We start from the raw sequence: 21,613 nt of genomic DNA, 5'->3' as shown, positions 1-21,613 counted from the left end.
GCGGGCAGGTAAAGCGCCTAGGTTATCTTAACATCAATTGCCTTTTGGCGTCTTTCAATAAGCGTCTCGGTAACACGCTCCGATATAAAGACCAAGGACTCTATGTCCAAAAAGTCGAGTGCTCGTGAGTCAAAGAGCACCTTGACCCTGGCCTCGAAACCGTCTTCCCTGTCTGCATCCCAGAAATGTATCTGGATGGGCACCTTGGGAAGGGCCGGGATGACAAGGCACAGGTCGGCATGACACGGCAAGACTGGCTCGGCGCCGAGGTCGTTGGCTGCGGCCTTTAGTCCTGCAATATCCCCTTCAAAGGCTGCGGCCAGTTTTTCTTCGGTATAACGGCGGAGCGTCACCACCTTCGATATGGAATTGGGAAATGACTCGAGTCCAATCCATTTTCCGGACAACATGCCGTTTCCTCCGGAAAAGACATAATTGTAAAGGAGGATGTGATCCCTTGGGTCGAGTTCTTTACCATTTTTGTCGAAAATCCCCTGGGCCGATATCGTTACCTCACCTCCGAGATAGTCGAGCTGGAGGATAGGATCTGTATCTGTTTGTATTACCAAGGCACCGAGACCATCTGCCCTTTTGGCGAGGTTGATCCCTTTGAGTCTGGATTTGAGTTCTTTTACCAGGGCCGTCTCGATATTTTCTTGTCGATGCTTTTTAGCATCCGCATCGCACAGCTTTTTTTCTATATATGGACACCTGTCCTCCTGTGCCCCCATATTTATTACCGCAGCCGCGAATGCCATACATGTCGGAAAGCCGCACCTTCCGCAATTGGTCTTTGGTGTGAGTCGAATTATATCGAAGATCGTTTTCATGCAGTAACTTTTTATACGTAACAGCTTTTGCCGAGGCAAGAGATGAAGAGGTTGCTTTATTGTGATAAATAATCATATCAAAATCGAGGGCAATGTAAATGGTCATCAGCAAGATCAAGATCCGCCTCCTTGAGCCGATTATGCCTGATGGTTCAGAGCGTAGGTTCTGCAGAGGCGTATATGGAGATGGGCAGTCCTGCATAGTCATTTATCCCAATCCCGGGGAAAATGGCATTCGGGAGGCCGCGAGCTATGTGTCCATAGGTAGGCATTTGAAAAAGGTATCCATACCTGTGCCTGAAATATATGATTTTGATGCCGCGGCAGGTATAATAGTAGCTGAAGACCTTGGCGATATCCACCTTCAAGACGAGGTTAAAAGGTTGTCGGATGTGGGCGATTGGCAAGGGGTTGAACGTCTATATGAGAGGGTCTTGTCCATCTTGGCTGCTATGGGTGTCAGGGGGCGGGACGGTTTTGATGCGTCATGGTGTTTCGACGTGCCATCTTATAATGGCGAGTTCGCTTTCAAAAAGGAAGTCCTTTATTTTTTGGACTCTTTTATTACTACAATGATGGGAATCAGGCGGTCGGCTGTGTTGGAGGCCGAGCTCAAGGTCTTTTCAGTGGCCGTTGACGATATGCCCCGGAATTTCCTTATCCACAGGGATTTTCAGTCTAGAAATCTCATGATATGCAGGTCTTCCATCGGGGTTATAGATTTTCAGGGTGCGAGGTTTGGGCCTTTGGGCTATGATGCCGCCTCCCTGCTCTTCGACCCGTATGTCTCCCTGCCGCTTCCCCTTGTATGGGGTCTTTTTGACCGTTATACAAGGACATTGGCAGATTTAGGGGTGTTTTTTAATCCAAGGAAATTGAGGCACGATTTCAAGACGCTTGCTATTTTTAGGCTCATGCAGGCATTGGGGGCCTACGCCTTTTTGGGTGTAACAAAGGGAAAGGGCATTTTTTTGGACTACATCCCAGCTGCCATTTCAAATCTTGATGCGCTCCTTCATGATGAAGAATTTAATGGGCTAAGGGGATTGAAGACCGTCGTCAAGGATATAAGGCGAGGATTTTTATAAACATGGATACCAAGAAGATCGCGTGGATTAGTCTGATTGCCCTGCTGATTATTGTCGCAATTTTATACCTTGCCCCCCCTTTTTTTATGCATGGCAGGGATATCCCCACATTGGCGTCAAGGGAGCTTGCGAATGCGCTCGGCGGACGTGTTGAGATAGGGTCTCTTAAATTGAGGTGGTTTCCCTTGCCGCATATCCAGGCGCAAAGGGTCAGGATTGAAAGTGCGGCTTTGGATTTGACCTTGCCACAATCCGAGATCTATCCCAGATGGGAGCTCATACCACTTGGACGTTTTGAGTTCAGGCGTATTTATCTGATAGATCCTGACATCCGAATAAAATCCGCCGGCAGGGGTGGTGAGGGTCTTTTTCTGCCACCTGGCATGGTGATTGTTAAAAATGGACACCTGATCGTCTCACCGAAGGCCATTTCATGGCTCACGAGGCCGCTTGCATTATCAGGTTTAAATGCGGACCTCTCCGTAAAATCAAATGAAGCGGACGTGTCACACCTTGAGTTCCAGGCGGATTTTATAAAAAGGGCGGCATGTCAAGGCAAGTTCGATCTGAGAAGCGGTCCTTTCGCCTTTAAACTCGATATGAAAGGATTCTCCCCGCACCTTGTCCCGTTGCATTTGGAGCGTCTCGGCGATATGAGGCCGGTCAATGCCGCTGCAGATATCACGCTTGAGGTTGAAGGAAAGGGGTTTGGCGACTTCAATGCCAGGATCAAGGGAGATGCGCCGATTTACAGAATGGTTGTAAACGGTGAGGATCTTGACCTCTCATCTAAGGCCTTTGATGTCTCTTTTGAAAGGCGAGGGGATGGGCTGTCGGTCTCGGTTGACAGGTTCGAGATGGCCAGCCCTGCATTTTCGATGACCGGTTATCTTAAGAAGAGATACGATGTCGGGCAGTCTGAATCCGTATGGGACATGGCCTTCAAGGCCAGTAATGTGGACCTTGTTGGGGTCAGGAAGGCCGTTCTTGCCCTTCTTGGTAGATATAATGTTGCAAAAGACGTCTGTGATATAGTCCGCGGTGGAAAATTGAGCAGGGCCTCATATGCATTCCACGGGAAGACCTCTGATCTCAGGCGGCTTGACGCCATGGAGATCACAGCGGATGTCGTCAAGGTGCCTGTTCATGTGCCAAAGGTCGATCTAGATCTAGACGAGGTGAGCGGGCCGATCAAGATAGTGAAGGGGGCGCTCTCTGGCGAAGGCCTATCTGCCAGGATGGGTGAAAACTACGGCAGCAACGGCATATTTTTCCTCCAGATATCTGGCGAGGACGACAGTTTCAGACTGGGTTTGGATCTTGATGCCGATCTTTCCGCCCTTCCCCCAGTGCTCAACAAATTGGTCGACAATGAGGCCTTTAAAAAGGAGCTTTCCCTTGTAAACGGTGTAAAGGGAAGGGCGAAGGGGCATCTCGATATCAAGGGTAAGCTACATGATCTTGATGTGCACGTTGATGTCTCGGAGATGAATGGGAGCCTCAGGTATAACAGGCTGCCTTGGCCTATAACAATTGAAAGGGGTGGGCTTTCGGTCGGACCTAAAGAAGTCTCATGGAAGGGGGTGGCAGGGGCAGTCGGCCCTCACAGGATACATGCGGCAAGCGGCAGCGTGGATTGGGGAAAAGACGTGTCTTTGAATATCAGTTCACTCACTGCTGACATCGATTCTCAGGCCTTATATAACGGACTTTCTGGATATTCAGTTATCAAAGACGCCTTTTCAGGGGTCTTGGCCGGTATAAAGGGGACGATCGCTGTAAGGAGTGCGTTCTTTTCAGGCCCTCTTCTGAAACCGGACAGATGGAGGTATAAGTTCAATATTTCCAGCAGTAGGCTCGGCGTCGAAAGCCCATTGCTCCCCGGGCCGCTTCATCTCACCAGGCTGGGGCTTGACCTTGATGAACGAAAGGTCACGATCTCGGCCTTGGATGGTACCATATTCGGTCAGCCCGTAGCTCTTACTGGCGATCTTGCACACGATTTTTTGAAGGACTGGCGCGGTTCGGTCGAGATCACAGGTGTTGCAAACGATAAAATCCTGGCCTGGATCAGGGCCAAGGATTGGATACCTTCTGAATTGTTCCCAAAGGCCCCGTGTGTCCTCAAAGGACTCAAAGTGGGCTTTGAACCAGGCAGATTGACGCTGAAGGGAAGGTTAATGCCGGGAGTCGTCCCTGGGAGGCCGTCGACGGCCGTCGTCATGGATATGATCTACACTAGGACCGAGATACTTTTGAAAAGGCTTTTAATCAAAGGTACCGACGGTTCATCTAGCGAGGGGTGCATTATCTCCCTTGATCTGGACAAGGGCCCTGACGGTATCTTTTCTATGGATTGGCAGGGCAGGTTGAGCAAATCCACCCTTGACGCCGTGCTTGAGAAAAATACGCTCCTTTCGGGTGTCATATCAGGTTCCTTCAGGCTTGGTTACAGCCCACGCCTGTCTCAGCCATGGACCTTTGTCGGCGTCATGGATGTCTCTAACTTCAATGTCCCAATAAGTGGAGGGGGCATACTTGAGATACAGGGATTGAAGTTCAGGTCTTTAGGGACAGGTGTTGAGTTGGATCCTTTGGCGATCCGCATCAACGATGAGATTATAACAGGGACCTGCAAGGTTGTGGGTACGCAGAGGGGTCTTGACATAAACGGCGTCCTTAAGTCAAAGACCGTATCGTGGGCGAATATAGACAGGATCATAAAAGAGCTCTTGAAAGATACCGGCCCTTCCAGGCTGGCTATTACTGGCAGAATAGGTTTTGGGATAGGAAGATTGCAATACACAGAAGCGGGGGCTGAAGGCAATAGGATGCCGCACAAAAAAGGGGGGCATATTTACAATTTCCGCTCTGTAAAGGGTGAGGCGATGCTTTTAAAAGACAAGGCCATTGAGGTGTCGGTGGAATCGGCCAATCTTTGCGGCCTGAATGCTTCAGGTAGGTGGGAGGGGCGCATGGGTGCCGGCTTAAGAAGTGTCTTCCGCGTCCTCACCCCTCCCGGAGGGGCGGCGTTTCAAGATGTTTTACCATGTCTCGGTTATGACAGTGATATCATAGAGGGTCCATTTGAGATGAACCTCAGCCTTGAGGGTACGCCTGAGAGGTGGAGCGGGGGTCATGTGGATCTCATGTCCAGGGACGGTAGGATAAGACGGCTCACGCTCCTGGCCAAGGTCTTCAGTATTTTGAACGTAACAGATATATTCTCAGGCGCCCTCCCCGATCTGTTCAAACAAGGCTTTGTCTATTCCAATTTAAATATGGACGGTGACGTGAAGGATGGTGTCCTTGTGCTTAAAAAGACGGTGATAAACGGTCAGGGGCTCAATCTTTTTGCAAGCGGTTCGGTCGACCTTGCAAAATTCGATTCGGACATCACCTTTTTGATCGCACCGTTCAAGACCCTGGACAGGATTATCGCAAAGGTGCCTATCCTTGGAAGGGTGCTCGGCGGCAAGCGTGGGGCGGTGATAACCATAGCAGTGGGGGTCAAGGGTCCGCTCAAAGACCCGGATGTCACCCTTTTGCCTGCTAGGGCGGTAGGCAGAGGGGTTTTAGATCTGCTGACTAATACGCTCAAGATACCATATTACCTGGTGGAGCCAGCTCTCGTTGTACCGTCGCAGAAGGGCAGATGAGATTATGACAAGCTGCCGCTTTTTTGTCGTGAGACAATGTAAGAAAGGGTCTGAGGCATGAACGAAAGAAGCAGAGAAAGGGGTTACGTACATATTTATACAGGAGACGGCAAGGGCAAGACTACAGCCGCATTGGGTCTTACCCTTAGGGCTGTTGGTGCAGGTTGGAGGGTCTTTTGGGGCCAGTTTTTGAAAGAAGGGGAGTTCAGCGAGATCAAGGCCATGAGGTCATTTGGTGGACAAGTGGTCGTACAACAATACGGTGCAGGACGTTTTATCAGAGGAAGGCCGTGTGAGGAAGATATAAAGCTTGCCAGAAAGGGGTTTGACGAGATAAAAGGGATAGTAAGGGGTGGGTTGTATGATATGGTGGTTATGGATGAGATTAATGTGGCCATGCATTATGGACTCATAGGGTTTGATGAGATGAAGGAATTGCTCGAATCAAGACCCTCTGGTGTGGAGATAATACTTACCGGCAGATGGGCGGATGAAACCCTTTTTAAAGATGCCGATGTCGTAACGGAGATGCGTTGTATCAAGCACTATTATGAAAGAGGCATAACGGCCAGGGTGGGGGTGGAAAAATAATACATGAAGACAAAATTCATATTCATTACAGGCGGCGTGCTTTCTTCGCTAGGTAAAGGCCTTGCAGCGGCATCTCTGGGCGCTCTTCTTGAGGCGAGAGGTCTCAAGGTGACTTTTCAGAAACTCGACCCCTATATAAATGTTGACCCTGGTACCATGAATCCGTTTCAGCATGGAGAGGTCTTTGTTACGGATGACGGGACTGAGACCGACCTTGACCTCGGGCACTACGAACGTTTTACCAATGCAAAGCTCGGCAAGCGGCATAATTACACATCAGGACGTATCTATTACAGTGTTATTTCAAAAGAAAGGAGGGGTGATTACCTCGGCGGTACCGTCCAGGTCATTCCGCACATTACAGACGAGATAAAGCAGGCGATACTGCAGCTCGACGGCGAGGCCGATATAGCCTTGGTCGAGATAGGCGGGACGGTGGGAGACATAGAAGGCCTTCCGTTTCTTGAGGCCATAAGGCAGCTCAGGGGCAACCTCGGCAAGGAGCATACCCTTTACATACATGTTACATATGTCCCTTACATCAAGACCGCCGGCGAGCTGAAGACGAAACCGACTCAGCACAGCGTAAAGGAGCTTCGCGCCATAGGCATACAGCCTGACATCCTCTTGTGCCGTTCCGAGATCCCGTTGTCGTCTGCCATAAAGTCCAAGATAGCCCTCTTTTGCGACGTAAAGGAAGACAGGGTTATAACGGCCAAGGACGTCAAATGCATATACGAAGTCCCGCTAAAATTTCATGAGGAAGGCCTCGATGAGCGCGTGGTCGAGGCCTTGAATATGTGGACAAGGGCGCCGGTCTTAACACTGTGGGAGGATTTTATCGCGAGGGCGAGACAGCCCCAGCACAGGGTCCGGATCGCTATGGTGGGCAAGTATGTAGACCTCACTGAGTCATACAAGAGTCTGAACGAGGCTTTGTTTCATGGTGGCGTTGCAAATAGTGCCGAGGTTGAGATTGATTTCATCAACTCTGAGGAGATGTATGGAAAGGAGCTGGAAGATCGACTTTCAATGGCGGATGGGGTTTTGGTGCCAGGGGGCTTTGGCTCCAGAGGCATTGCAGGGAAGCTCGAGGCTATTACCTATGCAAGAAAAAACAATATTCCGTTTTTCGGCATATGTCTCGGCATGCAGCTTGCAGTCATAGAGTTTGCAAGAAATGTGGCCGGCATCCCTATGGCCGATAGCACTGAGTTTGCACCATCTACACCTGATCCGGTGATCTATCTCATGCGGGAGTGGTTTGATTATCAAACGGGAAAGATCGAAAAACGCGATGAGGGTTCCGACCTTGGTGGTACGATGAGACTCGGTGCCTACCCGTGCAGGTTTGTAGCGGGCACCAAGGCCCATGCGGCATATAAAAAAGATGAGATATTCGAAAGACACAGGCACAGATATGAATTCAACAATGATTATAGAGAGCGCTTGGAAGGGGCGGGCTTGATACTTTCCGGGCTTTCTCCGAACGGGGAGTTGGTTGAGATCGTGGAGCTTCCTGGTCATCCGTGGTTCGTGGGTTGTCAGTTTCATCCCGAGTTTAAATCAAGGCCCCTTGACCCGCACCCGCTTTTTGCTGCATTCATACAGGCCGCCCTTGCAAGGAGGTTAGGTTCTTAATGGAGGGTAGTATAGTGGCACAGCAGGGTTCCGAGCGGGTTAATGTGGTGAATATAGGCGGCTTTAAGGTCGGCGGCGATGAGAAGCCGCTTTTGATTGCTGGTCCATGTGTGCTTGAGGATATGGATACCGCCCTTTTGATCGGTGAATATATGGCCAAAACGGCCAGCGCCGCTGGTTTTTCTTATATCTTTAAGGCATCCTTTGACAAGGCCAATAGGACATCCATCAGTTCGTACAGAGGACCTGGGATTGAAAGGGGTCTTGAGATGCTTATGGATATCAAGGCGAGGCTTGGGATTCCAGTGCTGTCCGATATACACACCCCAGATCAGGCCGAAAGGGCGGCACGGGTCCTGGACTGTATCCAGATACCGGCCTTTTTGTGCAGACAGACGGATATCCTGGTTGCGGCGGCAAGGACTGGGCGTCCAGTCAATATCAAAAAAGGCCAATTCATGGCCCCCTGGGACATGAAATATGCAATCAAAAAGGTAAGGGAGTCAGGAAACAATCAGGTGATTGTTACCGAGCGGGGCGTATCCTTTGGATACAATAACTTGGTGGTTGATATGCGCGGGCTTGCTATCATCCGAGGCCTCGGTGCGCCCGTCATCTTCGATGCAACCCACAGCGTGCAGCTTCCAGGCGGCGGCGATGGTTGTTCTTCAGGTCAGCGGGAATTTGTGCCGCTTCTTGCAAGGGCCGCAATGGCCGCAGGGGTGGACGGCGTATTCATGGAGGTTCATCCGAGGCCTGATGAGGCGAGATGTGATGGGCCTAATAGCCTTTCCCTCGATGACGCTGGATCGCTTTTGAAGGTCTTGGCTAGGATCAAGGAGGCCTGCGGTGGCCCATATTGACATGCAGATACTATTGGCCAAGGCAGCTCGTATAAGGCTCTTTATTTCAGATGTCGATGGGGTTTTAACCGATGGCTCGATAGTCTATAATGCCAAGGGCGAACAGATCCACGCCTTCAACGTACAAGATGGGTTTGGACTCAAATTATTGAAAAGGGCGGGGATAGAGGTTGCACTGATCAGCTCCCGTACCTCGATGGCCGTTGAGAAACGGGCTATGGAATTGTCCATAGAAAGGGTTTTTCAGGGTCGGACTGAGAAAATGACCGTTTATAAGACGATCCTTGCCGAATTAGGCATAAAAGACGAAGATGCGGCCTATATTGGCGACGATTGGGCGGATCTGCCTCTTCTAAAGAGGGTCGGGTTGTCGGTGGCCGTTTCAGATGCAGCATATCCATTACACGATCATGTTGACTATGTTACGCAAAGGGGCGGAGGCAAGGGCGCAGTACGGGAGGTGTGTGATCTTATCTTGAAGGCGCAGAACAAGTGGGGTGTATTTTTAAATGAAGACTTGAACCTTGGATCAGACCTGGGTTAAGGCGAGGCGAGACGGATTTTGAGGTTTAATTGGCGATATTTTCTCTGGATTGTAGTGGCTGGATTGACATTGCTTATCCTGTTGGGTCCGTGGCAGAGGGAGAGGTTTGGGCGTAAAGGTCTTGCAGGCGGACCCTTTGGGGCTTATGAGGCGGATATTGTGGTAGATGGATTGAAATATACCCACAATATCGGTGATCAGCCTCAATGGATGCTCAAGGCTGATACTGCAAAGATGTATCAAGGTAGAGGCATTATGTATTTAAAAGGCGTTGAGATAAATTTTTTCCAAAAAGGTGGTAAAAAGATAGTGGCGACCGCGGATTATGGAAATTATAAAGTCAACAGCGTCCTTGTCCTTAACGGCAGGGTCGTCGTAAACCTGCCGAGCGGCCAGGTATTGAAAACCGCCACACTGGATCTTGACCAGAAAAAGGGGCTTATCTGGACGAAAGATAGGGTAGTTATAAGGGGCAATGGCCTTGTTATGAACGGCAATGGTCTTGAATATGACCTTAAGTTGGGGAGGCTAAAGGTGAGATCCCAGACATCCGCAATTTCATCCCAAGGTTCAATGGAGTTTTAATATCATGAAAAAACGTATGGTTGCATCGCAATTCGGCCCGCCTGCCAGGCAGGTATGTATATCTTTTCTTTTTGTCTTTGTGACTGTTTTAGGTCTTGTCTCGCCTGGTTTTTCCCAAACAGGAGCGGCCTCGAACGATCGAGAGCTAGTAAATACCCGGGATAAGGGGGCTATACATATAAAGAGCGACCTTATGGAGGTTATGGATCAGAAGGGCACGGCCGTCTTTACAGGTCATGTTGTAGCTACAAAAGACGATATGGTCATAGATTGCGACAAACTCGAGGTCTTTTATTCTAAGCAGGAGCAGCCGTCAAAGGCCTCGCAGGAAGGCAAGAAGGCCATAGACAAGATAGTCGCGACAGGACATGTGCGCATAACAAAAGGGGGGAAGGTCGCTACCGGCGAAAAGGCGGTTTATGAAAAACAGGCCGAAAAGATTACGCTTTCAGGCTCTGCACAGGTCTGGGAAGGGCCGAACAGGGTAAAGGGGAATGTGATCACCTTATTTCTCAATGAAAACCGTAGTGTAGTCCAGGGCGGAGGTAAAGAGAAGGTCGAGGCCGTGGTCTATCCGTCGGAAAAATAACGTGGTTACACTAGAGGCCTTAAATCTTACAAAGCGCTATGGCAAGAGGCTTGTTGTAAACAACATATGCCTCGAGCTCAGCGATCACAGCATAGTCGGCCTCTTAGGGCCGAATGGTGCTGGCAAAACCACCACTTTTTATATCATAGCGGGTCTTATTCAGCCCAATGAAGGGACGGTTTCTTTGGATGGGCGTGATGTGACCCGGCTTCCTATGCACGAGAGGGCGAAGATGGGGATAACGTATCTTCCACAGGAGCCATCTGTCTTTAGACATCTTACCGTTTCGGACAATCTCCGCCTTGTATTCGAGGAGAGGGGGTTGTCTCGTGACGAGATAGAGGTAAGAGTCGCAAAAATGTTGGGGGATATGGGCCTTGAGGCGCTGGCGGGTCATATGGCACATTCCCTTTCTGGGGGAGAGAGACGTCGCCTGGAGGTGCTGAGGGCCCTTGCTACTGATCCAAGGTTTATGTTGTTAGACGAGCCTTTTGCAGGTATTGATCCGCTTGCCGTTTCAGACCTTCAGGGGATAATCAGGGGGCTTAAAGAGCGCGGTATAGGGGTGCTCATCTCTGACCACAACGTCCGCGAAACCTTGACTGTGTGCGACCGCGCCTATATTGTTAATGACGGGGCCATTGTTGAGGAAGGTCCACCCACACATATAGCCTCAAGCGCTTTTGTGAAGAAGATATATCTGGGGGAATCTTTTAGACTTTAATCGCCATGGTCTTGGAACTCAAACAAAACCTCAAACTTACCCAGCAGTTGGTCATGACGCCACAGCTGCAGCAGGCCATAAAGCTCCTCCAATTGTCAAGGGCCGAGCTGATAGATACGATAAACGAAGAGCTCCGGTCGAATCCGGTTCTTGAAGAAGATGAGGCTGGTGATTCATACAGCAGCACGGATGGGCAAGGGTCAGAAGGCCTTGTCGACACAGATGGATCAATCCAGTGGGAAGAATCGGTCCTTCCGAGTTTGGCGTCCACTGAGCTTGAAAAGACACCATGGGAAGACAAGGCCATTGAAGATGTGGATTGGAAGCAATTTTGGGACGAAGATAGGAAAAATGTCATCCAGGCCTATTCCTTTGAAGAAAAGGAGTCCCCCGATTATGAAAATCTCCTGACTTGCTCAGCAAATCTTGCAGAATATCTTATGTGGCAACTACAGATGTCCCGCATGGATGACGAAGAGCGGGCGATAGGTGGTCTGATAATAGGCAATCTGGATGAAAATGGCTATTTAAAGGCATCTGTCCAGGAATTGGCTGGCGAGATCGGTTGCGCCACACAGAAGGTCGAGGCGGTCTTGAGACAGATACAGATGTTTGATCCTGTTGGTGTCGCGGCCAGAGACCTGAAGGAGTGTCTGCTGATCCAAATCGAGCATCTTGGCGTATCCGATCCCTTAGTCAGGGATTTGATCATCAAGTATTTTAAAGATGTTGAGAGGCATAATTACCAAGTAATAGCAAAGGCGACTGGGAGGAGTATTGATGATGTCTTGAATAGTGTAACTATAATAAGTCATCTAGAGCCATATCCTGGTAGATCTTATAATACAGAAGAAACTCATTATATAGTACCTGATATATATGTTTATAAGATAGAAGATGAATATATAGTAACTTTGAATGAAGAAGATATACCAAGACTTAAAATCAATGCCTTTTATCGTGAAGCATTGACTAAAGAGGTTTCATCAAATGATGTTAAAGATTTCATACATGATAAGTTAAAGTCTGCAATTTGGTTGATCCGTAGCATTGAGCAACGACAAAAGACAATTTTTAAAGTTACTACAAGCATAGTAAAGTTTCAAAGAGAATTTTTAGATAAAGGTATTGATTATTTTAAACCATTAAAATTAAGAGATGTAGCTGAAGACGTCCAAATGCATGAATCGACAATCAGTAGAGTTACAACAAATAAATATGTCCAAACACCTCAAGGGCTATTCGAGCTTAAATTTTTCTTCAGTAGAGGTATTAATAGAGAGAATGGTGAAGATATAGCTACTCATAGCATCAAACAAAAAATAAAACAGTTGGTTCAATCTGAGGATTCATCAAGACCTTATAGTGACAAAAAAATAGTTGAATTGCTGGAAAAAGATAATATCCATATAGCAAGGAGAACTGTAGCCAAGTATAGAGAAATGTTGGGAATATCACCATCCAGTCACAGAAAACGCATCAATACTAAATCGTAAATTTGTAAATTTATAGTTGGACAACAAAACGGCGGAGGATATTTAATGAGAATAAATGTTACATTTAGGCATTGTGATCAATCTGACGAATTGCGTAATTATGTAGAGACCAGATTTCAAAAATTAAAGAAATATGTCGATGGCCCGGTCGAGATGAATGTCGTGCTTTCCGTTGAGAAATTCAGGAATATGGCTGAAGTGGTTGTCAGGGGAGACGGTATAAGGGCGGCCGCCAAGGAAGAACAGAACGACATGCATACCACCATAGATCTCCTGTCCGACAAGATAGAGAGGCAGCTTAAGAGATTTCGTGAGAGGATCCGCGACAAAAAAGGCGCACCGGCCCTGATCCAGGTTGCGGCTGAAGAGGCGGAGGAGGGCGGGGATCACATGATAATAATAGAAAAGATGCCGATAAAGCCAATGCCGGTGGATGAGGCCGTCATTCAACTCCAGACGCTGGGCAGAGATCTGCTTGCCTTTCATAACGCCGAGACTGGCGAGATAAATGTGCTATACTGGCGGAAGGACGGCGTCCTTGGCCTGATCCAGCCATGACGCGTGTCTTTGCCTTAGGCCTTTAAGGTGTATGGTCTTGCCCTTACTTGAGGATTAAGGGGTGGCAATGTGGTCTGACATAGACGGTACCTCAAGTATGAGACTGGTTCAGACGGTAATAATCACCGGCATGTCAGGTTCCGGCAAGAGTACGGCACTCAAGGCCTTTGAAGATATGGGTTATTTTTGTGTCGACAATCTGCCCATAATCCTGCTGCCTGAATTTTTGTCTTTTACTGAAAGCACATCCAAGGGACCAACAAAGGTCGCGCTCGTCATGGATATCAGGGAGGAGACGTTTCTCGAGCAATATCGTTTCATCTTTTCAAAGCTGAAAAGGCAAGGCTTTCATCTTGAGATATTGTTTGTTGATGCAAAAGAAGATGTGCTTTTGCGAAGATATAGCCAGACCCGCAGACACCATCCTTTGGAACAAAGCGGCGAGGTCTTGAAAGGCATCAGGCTCGAAAGAAAAAAGATGAGGGACCTGAGGGAGTCGGCTGACAAACTGCTCGATACCTCTGATCTAAATGTCCATCAGCTCCGCCATAGCATCTTTGATCTGTATGCCCCTAGGATGCGTCTGGACAGGATGGTAGTGCACATTCTATCCTTTGGGTTTAAATACGGCCTTCCTGCTGATGCAAATCTGGTGTTCGACGTACGTTTTCTGCCGAATCCATATTTTGAAGACAGCCTTCGCAAGCTTAGCGGAATGGAAGCTGATGTAAGGAATTTTGTCTTGGGCCAAAAGGACACGATGGAATTCCTATCCCGCTCCGAGGAACTTTTGCAATTTTTGCTGCCAAGATACCGCAATGAAGGGAAGTCATATCTTGTAATCGCAGTGGGCTGTACGGGTGGCCGTCATAGAAGTGTTGTAATTACAGAATATTTAAGGGATAAGTTTGTAAGTTATGGCGAAGAGGTCATTGTCAGCCACAGAGATATCGATAGGGAGGCTTAGAGATGATAGGCGTTGTTGTCGCTGCCCATGGCCAGCTTGCCCGTGAATTGTTAGATACGGCTGTATTTATCGTAGGTAAGGCAGAACAGATACAGGCCGTATCGATCGATCCTGAGCGTGATGTGGATGAGCTGAAATCTGAGATACGTAAGGCGATAAAAGACGTGGATTCCGGCGAGGGTGTGTTGATACTTACTGACATGTTCGGTGGGACGCCGTCCAATATAACCCTTGCATTTCTTGAAGAAAATAAAATCGAGGTGGTAACAGGGGCGAATCTGCCGATGTTGATCAATCTGTGTCAGTCGCGTACTCAAAAAAAGACCTTGACCGAGGTGGCTGATGAGGTTGTAAATTATGGACGTAAAAGCATTAATCAGGCCTCGGCCATACTTAAAAGATGAATCAGGCCTCGAATTGAGGGTGATCGTCAGGCCTGCCAGGGAGGCGGATCTGCCATGGATACTCGCTATTGAAGAGGCGTCGCATCCAAGGCCATGGTCCAGAATGGATTTTGAAAAGGAATTGGGCGGCTGCAGTCCTTTGTCGCATCTTTGGGTCACAGTCCCTGTGGAGGCTGGAATTGTCGCCCGATGTGGGGTGGTGGGCTATGTTTGTTTCAGATGGATCGCGCCCGTACAGGAGGTCTACATAATAAATTTAACGGTGGCGCCTGATTTTAGACGTTGCGGGGTGGCCGCCGGACTAATGGATATCTGCGTCAGATGGGCCAAAAGGCGCAAAGGAATGAGGGTTGTTCTTGATGTAAGGAGGGACAATCTGCCCGCAATAGCATTTTATAAAAAGATGGGTTTTGTGGCGGCCTATGGAGGCACGGATGGCCCTGGCATTTCCATGCGGGATTCCATGGTTATGACCCTTTCAATAGGAGGTTAGAAAGATGGCAATAAGGGTTGGAATCAACGGGTTCGGCCGGATAGGAAGGAATATTTTGAGGGCTGCGAAGACCTATGAGGAGTTCGGCGCTATCGAGGTCGTTGCTGTGAATGACCTTACCGATATAAAAACCATGGCCTATTTGTTGAAATATGACTCTGTAATGGGACGGTTTCCAGGTGATGTCACGATTACGGACAACGGGATGTCTGTCGACGGCAAGGAGATCAGGGTCACGGCGGTAAGGGAGCCGACAGGTCTTGCCTGGGATGAGGTGGGGGTTGAGTATGTGATAGAGGCCACAGGAAAGTTTAGAGATGGCGACCAGGCAAGGGGTCATCTGGAGGCTGGTGCAGACAGAGTCGTAATAACGGCCCCTGCCAAGGGTGAAGACATAACTATTGTCATGGGCGTGAATGAAGACGATTATGACCCGTCAAGGCATCATGTCGTCTCAAATGCCTCGTGCACCACAAACTGTCTTGCGCCTGTTGCAAAGGTCATTTTGGACAAGTTTGGTATTGTAAAAGGGCTTGTGACCACTGTCCATGCGTATACTAACGATCAGAGGCTCTTGGACCTTGCGCATAGCGACCTCAGGAGGGCGAGGGCGGCTGCAGTCAATATAATCCCTACTAAGACAGGTGCTGCATCGGCAGTCGGGAAGGTGATCCCGGGGCTTGCAGGCAAACTGGATGGACTTGCAGTCCGTGTGCCCACGCCTGACGTGTCGGTTGTGGACCTGGTTGTGCAGGTAGAAAAGAAAGCCGGCGTCCAGGAGATAAACGAGGCCATCAAGGCCGCATGTAATCGTTACCTCGGCTATACCGAAGAGCCTCTCGTGTCCTCAGATTTTTTGCATGACAGGCATTCTTCTATTGTTGATGGCCTCTGCACCAAAGTTATGGGCGGCGATCTTATAAAGGTGATGGCTTGGTATGACAACGAATGGGGATATTCCAACAGGGTGCTTGACCTCATTTTGCATATGGAGGCAAGGAAGGCATTTTAATTTATGCTGGAATCAGAGGCGCTTCGTCAAAATTTGAAGGAGACGGCTGTTTCTGCCGTAGAGATAGACCCTAGATATCAGGTCTTGAGAGAGGCGGTGAGGGATTATCAAGGTCTTTTCAAGGCCGCCGATCACCTCATCTATGAGCTCCATCACCCTTTTGTCAATTGGAATGTAGTCATAGGTGAACTCCGTGACTTCGCCATGAAGAATTATGCAACCATAAGCCGCTGCAAGCTTGGCGCGGCCGCGGTCAGCGCACTGATCCAGGCCTTTGAGTTTGCAGCAGTCAGGTCGCCCAAAAAGCCACAGAAGGTCGAGGCCATAGATGGCCTTACCGCCTTTTTTGAAAAGATAGCCCGGACCTCTGACGACAATTCCCTTGCAAGGCTTGCGCCTGTTTTAACGGCAGCCCTTTCTGACATAGACGCCTGGGATGAAGATATGGTCATGGCCGTTTCTCAGAGCTGTCATCCGTTGCCGCGTGCCGTTGCCGTAATTTTCGAGAGACTTAACGGGCTGGATGATTACAGAGGGCTTTGGCAGGAAGCTGTAAGGCTTGTAAGGAAGATACGCAAGATGACTGTTGCCTATTGGCTTGACGTCGAAGATCCCGTGACTTGGTTTGAGGCCACAATCAATCACTATGGCCTTAAGGTCGATGCAGAAGAGATGGCATATATAAAAAAGGTCCTCAAACCGGTATCGCATGCCAGCCTTAGATCCATCTTGAGTGAAATCGAGGCATGTTCCAGCAGAAACGATGCAGCGGACACACTGCGTTGTCTTTTTTCTATGCCGGACCATGTCGACATAGTCAAGAGTTACAGGCTTATCGCCCAGAATCTTGCTGTCGGGTTTGGCGATCGCCCTCTCACTGTAGAAGAGGGTCGGGATGGTACCCACAAGATAGATATACACCTCTTTTTCCTCTTTCGGTTGGTTGAGATGGAAGGGCTTTCCGTCATACACGAGGAGGTGCTGCGACAGATCAACCGCCGGCTTCTTGGCCTGGTAAGGGCTGCGCGGCTCGACCAGCTTCAGGAGGTGCTCCCGAAGAGTTTTTCCCTGCTGAAGGTCCAGACAGGCAATTTCCCTAAGACCGCCATACAGTGTCTTGAGGTACTCGGTGCAGAGGTGTTCAAGCTAGATAACCCTAGGCTTACCGAGCTCTTTTTGGAGCAGGTGGTGGATCTCGGTTTTCAGACGCCAGGCGTTAAGGGTGTCGATGCTGAGTGGCATATACTGTGCAATCCGGCCCACCTTCCGAATGTACGAGCATGGTTGAAATTGATAGGCCAGAAACCAAAGGACTGCGGCACCCTGCTTTCAGCACTCATCATCAACATAAAGCTCGCCGGTACATGTATCAGGGATACAGATTTATTTCAAAAAGACATAAGTCTTTTGCTTAATGCCGATATAGAACCAGTCTACAATTTAATAAAACAGTTTGTAAAGGTCATACCTGTCTATTTTAACGAGATAGGGGCTGAAGGGCTCCTGAGGGATGTCTCGACAGAGATCGATGAGATATCTAAAAGGCAGGATGCGCTTATACATTTTTTGAGAAAACAGAGCCATGTTGAGAGTAACAATCTTATAGTCGATTTTATTGAGGCCATTTTGTGTTTTTGGTACAGTGGGCAGAAAGACGGCCTTGCCCCTTATGTCCCGGCCGATATCTTGGAGCAGGTGCATTCTTCCGGGCCATACGTAGATTATGTCCAGCGTTGTATCCGTCATCTGGCTGTGGCGCTTAATCTTGAGCCATTTGCAGGTCAGATCGACGCACTTTTGAATCTCCCGGATGACGCCCTTTCCAGGATGCTCGATGAGGTTGATGACGTACCGGTTTATGAAAAAAAACGGGTCGAGCTCCTGATAAAGATGTATAGGTTTGAGGTCTTTAAATATAAATTGGGCGTGCAGGAGATCAGATACCATCTTGAGGAGGCCAAGAAATGGGGTTTTGAGGGGCTTGACAAGGTCGCTGAGGCCCTTGAGTTCAATGATCCTCAAAAGAGTCTTGAGGTGATCCTGGGCGAATTGGAGTCGCTCAAGAAGATCATTATGAGTCCGCAGCGTTTTGAGCCGCGGGAGGATGTATACTATAAAAGGCATATCGCTGTGGATATACCGTCCATGTATGGCCGTTATCATGAGCGGAAGTTTGATGCCTTGAGTCTTACTCTCAGGCTCGAAGGCATCGCAAACATGTATTTTGAACAACTCGTGGCCGGTTTCGACGTCCCGTTCATTACAAGGGAGATGTTTATACGGATATCCAAGATCCTTCGACTCTTCGGCAGGGCTGCCCAATTAGACGGTGTATATTCAAGAGTTTTTTATACCTATCTCATGCTTCTTGAACAGTCGCTGGCTATCAGGCGTTTTACCTTTTCTCAGTATATGGATATAGTCAAAGGGCTTTCAGAGGGCATAAAAGATATGATAAATATCTATTATATAAACCCTCACCAAGACCTGTTTTTTCGTATAATCAAGCAACTTGGCCCAGATGGTCTCTTGCCCAAATACAGGGCATTGAAAGAGGCGACAAGCCATGAAGACATGGCTCGCCAGATATCCGAACGGTTTTTTCGTGATCTCATTTCGAATTCGTTCGGGCTCCAGAGTCTCGATAATTTTATTTCCAGGATATATCAGGTCTTGTGCGAACAGAAAGAGGCATTGAGCCAACGGGATCTTGAGCTGCTTTTAAGCTATGAATCCAGGTCGCTGCTCCATTCTATTCGTTCGCCTGCATCCAAGACCAAAAACCTGATACATCTGGGTAACAAGGGGTTTAATCTAGTCCTTTTGGCAGAAGGGGGCGCGCCTGTTCCACCCGGCGCGATCATTACCACCGAGTTTTTTAGATGTTATCCGATCTTTCAGCGTTTTCCAAGGGTATATAAAGACTTCAAAAGGCAGCTTGCATCTTGTATCAAACAGATTGAGGACATGACGGGCAGGAGGTACGGTGACCCATCCAATCCCTTGCTCCTTTCGGTTAGAAGTGGAGCGGCCATATCTATGCCCGGCATGATGTCCACCATCATAAATGTCGGCAGCAACCTCGAGACTATCGAGGGCCTTGCCGCAAAGACCGGCAACGCCTGGTTTGCATGGGATAATTACCGGAGGTTCTTGCAGTCATGGGGTATGACATCAGGTATGGACCGCGAGATCTTTACTAGCCTCATGAAAAGGCATAAAGACCTATATGGCGTACAAAAGAAAAGGGAGTTTTCGGGTGCCCAGATGATGGAGCTGGCGATGGCTTACCGCAATGCCCTTTTGGATCATGGCCTCTTGATAGAGGAGGATCCATTCGAGCAGCTCCTTGCAGCTGTCAGGATGGTCAAGGGTTCCTGGGATTCTGACAAGGCCAGGGCCTACCGCGAGATCATGGGCCTGTCGGATTACTGGGGGACAGCCATCATAGTGCAGGCTATGGCATATGGCAATCTTTCGGAGTCATCCGGTACAGGGGTTGTTTTCACTGCAAATCCCAAAAGGAAGTTGGATAGGGTAAGTCTTTGGGGTGACTTTACGCCAGGCAATCAGGGCGAAGATATCGTAAGCGGGCTTGTCACCACATACCCCATCTCGGTGGAACAGAAAGAGATACTCGGCCTGGATTCCGAGATGACCCTTGAGGAGGCATTTCCTGAGATATACAATGCCCTTTTGGATCTCTCAAATCATCTGATATACAAGAGGAAGTGGAGCCATCAGGAGATAGAATTCACCTTTGAGGGGCCTGAACGCGATAAGCTGTATATACTCCAGACCAGGAATATGAGCACTAAAAAACATGACGCGTTGGCGGTGTTTATCAAAGACCAGGAGCTTGATGCGAGCTATCTCGGCCGCGGCATAGGGGTGAGTGGCGGAGCCCTTTCCGGAAAGGCGGTGTTCAGCATGGCGGAGATAGAGGCCTTTAGGGCGCGCGAGCCAGATACGCCGCTTATATTTATAAGATCTGATACGGTTCCTGACGATATAAAGGAGATCTCGCTTTCCCAGGGCCTCCTGACCGCCAAGGGCGGGCAGACTTCTCATGCAGCTATAGTGGCATTTGGATTGGATAAGGTCTGTGTAGTCGGTTGCAAACAGCTCAAGGTGTTCGAATCGGAAGGCCTTGCAAATATCAATGGCAAGGTTATACATTCAGGAGATTATATAAGTATTGACGGAAGAAAGGGTATGGTCTATCTGGGCAGACATCCTGTCCTTATGAGAAAAGGTTGACCGCAGCTCCCGTGGGTGTTTAAAAAAAATATTGGAGGACAGTCATGATAAGCATTGAGAATGAAAGGCGCCCAATAAAACTTGGTATCAACGGCCTTGGCAGGATAGGCAAACTGAGCCTCTGGAATCAGGTGGCTGAGCGGGCGTTTTCCGAGATCGTGGTGAACATAGGTAGACAGGTTGGACAGGGACTTCAAGACATAGCCGCCTCGATTGAGCGTGACAGTACGTATGGCAGGCTCGGTAATTATATCTATGGATTCAAGGGTGGCAGGCTTATAGAGAATCTCAATGAAGAAAAGGGGACTATGACCATAGACGGCATGCCGGTTACGATCCTGCGGGAGAATCGGAATCCGAAGGATATAAACTGGGCCCAGCACGGCGTGCGTCTTGTGTTGGACTCCACAGGGGTATTCACCGATCCGACTACACCTGCTGAACACCCTAAGGGCGCCTTGAGGGGGCATCTTGAGGCAGGGGCCTCAAAGGTCGTGCTCTCCGCCCCGTTCAAGATAAAAGACAAGGCGTTGCCTATGCCAGAGGACGCCGTAACTACGGTCATGGGTATCAACGAGGACGATTATATACCCAGCAAACACGTGCTCATATCAGCCGCATCGTGTACAACTACATGCCTTTCCTATATGGTGAAGCCCCTTCTGGATCATTTCGGCGCAAGCCGCATATTGTCTGCATCAATGGTAACCGTTCACGCCGCAACAGGCAGCCAGGTGGTGCTTGACAGGCTCCCTACCGCCGGTTCGAAGGATTTGAGAAAGCATAGGAGCATCATGAACAACATCATACTCACCACCACTGGTGCGGCAAAGGCCTTGGCCCTTGTGTTGCCTGAGATGAAGAAGATAGGTTTCATCGCCGAGTCTGTGCGTATACCAACGCCTACCGGCTCTATTGTGATACTGGTCTTGAGCATTCAGGACGAGAGCGTGGAAAACCCCATAAAGCGCGACGTCATAAACAATATCTATAAAGAGGCGGCCGATGGGCCGATGAAGGGAAGACTCATATACACAGAGGAACAGGATGTCTCGTCGGACATAGTAGGCGCCCCGCGTGCCGCAGCCATAATCGAGGGCGCTGAGACGCACACCCGTACCGCTGTGATCGAGGTGGACCCGAGGCTTGCATGTAAGGGAATAGGTGGTGCCGGGATCACTTGCACATCGATCCAGATCCCTGTAACCCAGGCGGTCATTTATGCCTGGTATGACAATGAACTCGGCAGTTATACCTATATGCTCGGGGAGAGGTTGGCGTCTGTGGCTGATTCGATACTGTAATGGGC

Annotated in this window: 18 protein-coding genes; 17 read left to right on the top strand and 1 reads right to left on the bottom strand. The window is 49.0% G+C overall.

All coding sequences use genetic code 11. The features are described from left to right. Positions 1–17: 17 nt before the first annotated feature. Positions 18–830, bottom strand: coding sequence for a DUF3786 domain-containing protein (locus LGS26_RS08595; RefSeq protein WP_237888467.1), 813 nt, complete (start codon positions 828–830; stop codon positions 18–20). A 98-nt stretch (positions 831–928) separates the two neighbouring features. Between LGS26_RS08595 and LGS26_RS08590 the strand changes: the two genes are divergently transcribed. The 17 genes from LGS26_RS08590 (at position 929) to LGS26_RS08510 (ending at position 21,608) form a co-directional block, all read left to right on the top strand. Continuing rightward, positions 929–1,918, top strand: coding sequence for an aminoglycoside phosphotransferase family protein (locus tag LGS26_RS08590; protein ID WP_237888466.1), 990 nt, complete (start codon positions 929–931; stop codon positions 1,916–1,918). A gap of 2 nt (positions 1,919–1,920) precedes the next feature. Then, entirely contained in the window at positions 1,921–5,577 is a 3,657-nt protein-coding gene (locus tag LGS26_RS08585) for an AsmA-like C-terminal domain-containing protein (RefSeq protein WP_237888465.1), read from the top strand. Between the two features lie 57 nt (positions 5,578–5,634). Beyond that, a complete protein-coding gene (locus tag LGS26_RS08580; RefSeq protein WP_237888464.1) occupies positions 5,635–6,168 on the top strand; it encodes a cob(I)yrinic acid a,c-diamide adenosyltransferase in 534 nt (177 codons plus the stop codon). Positions 6,169–6,171: 3 nt separating this feature from the next. Further along, on the top strand, positions 6,172–7,809 hold the full coding sequence (locus LGS26_RS08575) for a CTP synthase (protein WP_237888463.1): 1,638 nt from the start codon (positions 6,172–6,174) through the stop codon (positions 7,807–7,809). Continuing rightward, on the top strand, positions 7,809–8,672 hold the full coding sequence (gene kdsA, locus LGS26_RS08570; protein ID WP_237888462.1) for a 3-deoxy-8-phosphooctulonate synthase: 864 nt from the start codon (positions 7,809–7,811) through the stop codon (positions 8,670–8,672). Before LGS26_RS08575 ends, kdsA begins: the two co-directional genes overlap by 1 nt. Next, a complete protein-coding gene (locus tag LGS26_RS08565; RefSeq protein WP_237888461.1) occupies positions 8,659–9,216 on the top strand; it encodes a KdsC family phosphatase in 558 nt (185 codons plus the stop codon). Before kdsA ends, LGS26_RS08565 begins: the two co-directional genes overlap by 14 nt. Positions 9,217–9,234: 18 nt before the next feature. Beyond that, complete coding sequence (lptC, locus tag LGS26_RS08560) at positions 9,235–9,801, top strand: LPS export ABC transporter periplasmic protein LptC (protein WP_237888460.1); 567 nt, start codon at positions 9,235–9,237, stop codon at positions 9,799–9,801. 4 nt (positions 9,802–9,805) lie between these two features. Continuing rightward, complete coding sequence (lptA, locus tag LGS26_RS08555; protein ID WP_237888459.1) at positions 9,806–10,390, top strand: lipopolysaccharide transport periplasmic protein LptA; 585 nt, start codon at positions 9,806–9,808, stop codon at positions 10,388–10,390. A 1-nt stretch (position 10,391) separates the two neighbouring features. Beyond that, positions 10,392–11,114 carry an LPS export ABC transporter ATP-binding protein gene (lptB, locus tag LGS26_RS08550; protein WP_237888458.1) on the top strand — a complete coding sequence of 241 codons (723 nt, stop codon included), beginning with the start codon at positions 10,392–10,394 and terminating at the stop codon, positions 11,112–11,114. Positions 11,115–11,119: 5 nt separating this feature from the next. Then, positions 11,120–12,610 (top strand): RNA polymerase factor sigma-54, encoded by a 1,491-nt coding sequence (gene rpoN / locus LGS26_RS08545; RefSeq protein WP_237888457.1) that lies wholly within the window; start codon positions 11,120–11,122, stop codon positions 12,608–12,610. 45 nt (positions 12,611–12,655) lie between these two features. Further along, complete coding sequence (gene hpf, locus LGS26_RS08540) at positions 12,656–13,168, top strand: ribosome hibernation-promoting factor, HPF/YfiA family (RefSeq protein WP_237888456.1); 513 nt, start codon at positions 12,656–12,658, stop codon at positions 13,166–13,168. Between the two features lie 67 nt (positions 13,169–13,235). Then, positions 13,236–14,135, top strand: coding sequence for an RNase adapter RapZ (gene rapZ / locus LGS26_RS08535; protein ID WP_237888455.1), 900 nt, complete (start codon positions 13,236–13,238; stop codon positions 14,133–14,135). 2 nt (positions 14,136–14,137) lie between these two features. Continuing rightward, the gene (locus LGS26_RS08530; protein WP_237888454.1) at positions 14,138–14,539 is read left to right on the top strand and encodes a PTS sugar transporter subunit IIA; all 402 of its coding nucleotides are present in this window, start codon (positions 14,138–14,140) and stop codon (positions 14,537–14,539) included. Next, the gene (locus tag LGS26_RS08525) at positions 14,493–15,032 is read left to right on the top strand and encodes a GNAT family N-acetyltransferase (RefSeq protein WP_237888453.1); all 540 of its coding nucleotides are present in this window, start codon (positions 14,493–14,495) and stop codon (positions 15,030–15,032) included. Before LGS26_RS08530 ends, LGS26_RS08525 begins: the two co-directional genes overlap by 47 nt. Positions 15,033–15,036: 4 nt before the next feature. Further along, positions 15,037–16,044, top strand: coding sequence for a type I glyceraldehyde-3-phosphate dehydrogenase (gene gap / locus LGS26_RS08520; RefSeq protein ID WP_237888452.1), 1,008 nt, complete (start codon positions 15,037–15,039; stop codon positions 16,042–16,044). A gap of 3 nt (positions 16,045–16,047) precedes the next feature. Beyond that, positions 16,048–20,304 carry a PEP/pyruvate-binding domain-containing protein gene (locus tag LGS26_RS08515; protein WP_237888451.1) on the top strand — a complete coding sequence of 1,419 codons (4,257 nt, stop codon included), beginning with the start codon at positions 16,048–16,050 and terminating at the stop codon, positions 20,302–20,304. Positions 20,305–20,378: 74 nt separating this feature from the next. Continuing rightward, positions 20,379–21,608 (top strand): type I glyceraldehyde-3-phosphate dehydrogenase, encoded by a 1,230-nt coding sequence (locus LGS26_RS08510; RefSeq protein ID WP_237889824.1) that lies wholly within the window; start codon positions 20,379–20,381, stop codon positions 21,606–21,608. Positions 21,609–21,613 lie beyond the last annotated feature (5 nt).

Origin of the sequence: Dissulfurimicrobium hydrothermale, assembly GCF_022026155.1 — a bacterium.
GTDB lineage: Bacteria > Desulfobacterota > Dissulfuribacteria > Dissulfuribacterales > Sh68 > Dissulfurimicrobium > Dissulfurimicrobium hydrothermale.
This window is presented reverse-complemented; position numbering and strand designations above follow the sequence as displayed.

What these genes read in the sequence shown, in the direction of transcription:
- gap (WP_237888452.1), top strand. Translation starts at nt 15,037, where the DNA reads ATGGCAATAAGGGTTGGAATCAACGGGTTCGGCCGGATAGGAAGGAAT.
- rpoN (WP_237888457.1), top strand. Translation starts at nt 11,120, where the DNA reads ATGGTCTTGGAACTCAAACAAAACCTCAAACTTACCCAGCAGTTGGTC.
- LGS26_RS08585 (WP_237888465.1), top strand. Translation starts at nt 1,921, where the DNA reads ATGGATACCAAGAAGATCGCGTGGATTAGTCTGATTGCCCTGCTGATT.
- LGS26_RS08575 (WP_237888463.1), top strand. Translation starts at nt 6,172, where the DNA reads ATGAAGACAAAATTCATATTCATTACAGGCGGCGTGCTTTCTTCGCTA.
- LGS26_RS08580 (WP_237888464.1), top strand. Translation starts at nt 5,635, where the DNA reads ATGAACGAAAGAAGCAGAGAAAGGGGTTACGTACATATTTATACAGGA.
- LGS26_RS08525 (WP_237888453.1), top strand. Translation starts at nt 14,493, where the DNA reads ATGGACGTAAAAGCATTAATCAGGCCTCGGCCATACTTAAAAGATGAA.
- hpf (WP_237888456.1), top strand. Translation starts at nt 12,656, where the DNA reads ATGAGAATAAATGTTACATTTAGGCATTGTGATCAATCTGACGAATTG.
- LGS26_RS08530 (WP_237888454.1), top strand. Translation starts at nt 14,138, where the DNA reads ATGATAGGCGTTGTTGTCGCTGCCCATGGCCAGCTTGCCCGTGAATTG.
- lptA (WP_237888459.1), top strand. Translation starts at nt 9,806, where the DNA reads ATGAAAAAACGTATGGTTGCATCGCAATTCGGCCCGCCTGCCAGGCAG.
- LGS26_RS08515 (WP_237888451.1), top strand. Translation starts at nt 16,048, where the DNA reads ATGCTGGAATCAGAGGCGCTTCGTCAAAATTTGAAGGAGACGGCTGTT.
- rapZ (WP_237888455.1), top strand. Translation starts at nt 13,236, where the DNA reads ATGTGGTCTGACATAGACGGTACCTCAAGTATGAGACTGGTTCAGACG.
- LGS26_RS08595 (WP_237888467.1), bottom strand. Translation starts at nt 830, where the DNA reads ATGAAAACGATCTTCGATATAATTCGACTCACACCAAAGACCAATTGC.
- kdsA (WP_237888462.1), top strand. Translation starts at nt 7,809, where the DNA reads ATGGAGGGTAGTATAGTGGCACAGCAGGGTTCCGAGCGGGTTAATGTG.
- LGS26_RS08590 (WP_237888466.1), top strand. Translation starts at nt 929, where the DNA reads ATGGTCATCAGCAAGATCAAGATCCGCCTCCTTGAGCCGATTATGCCT.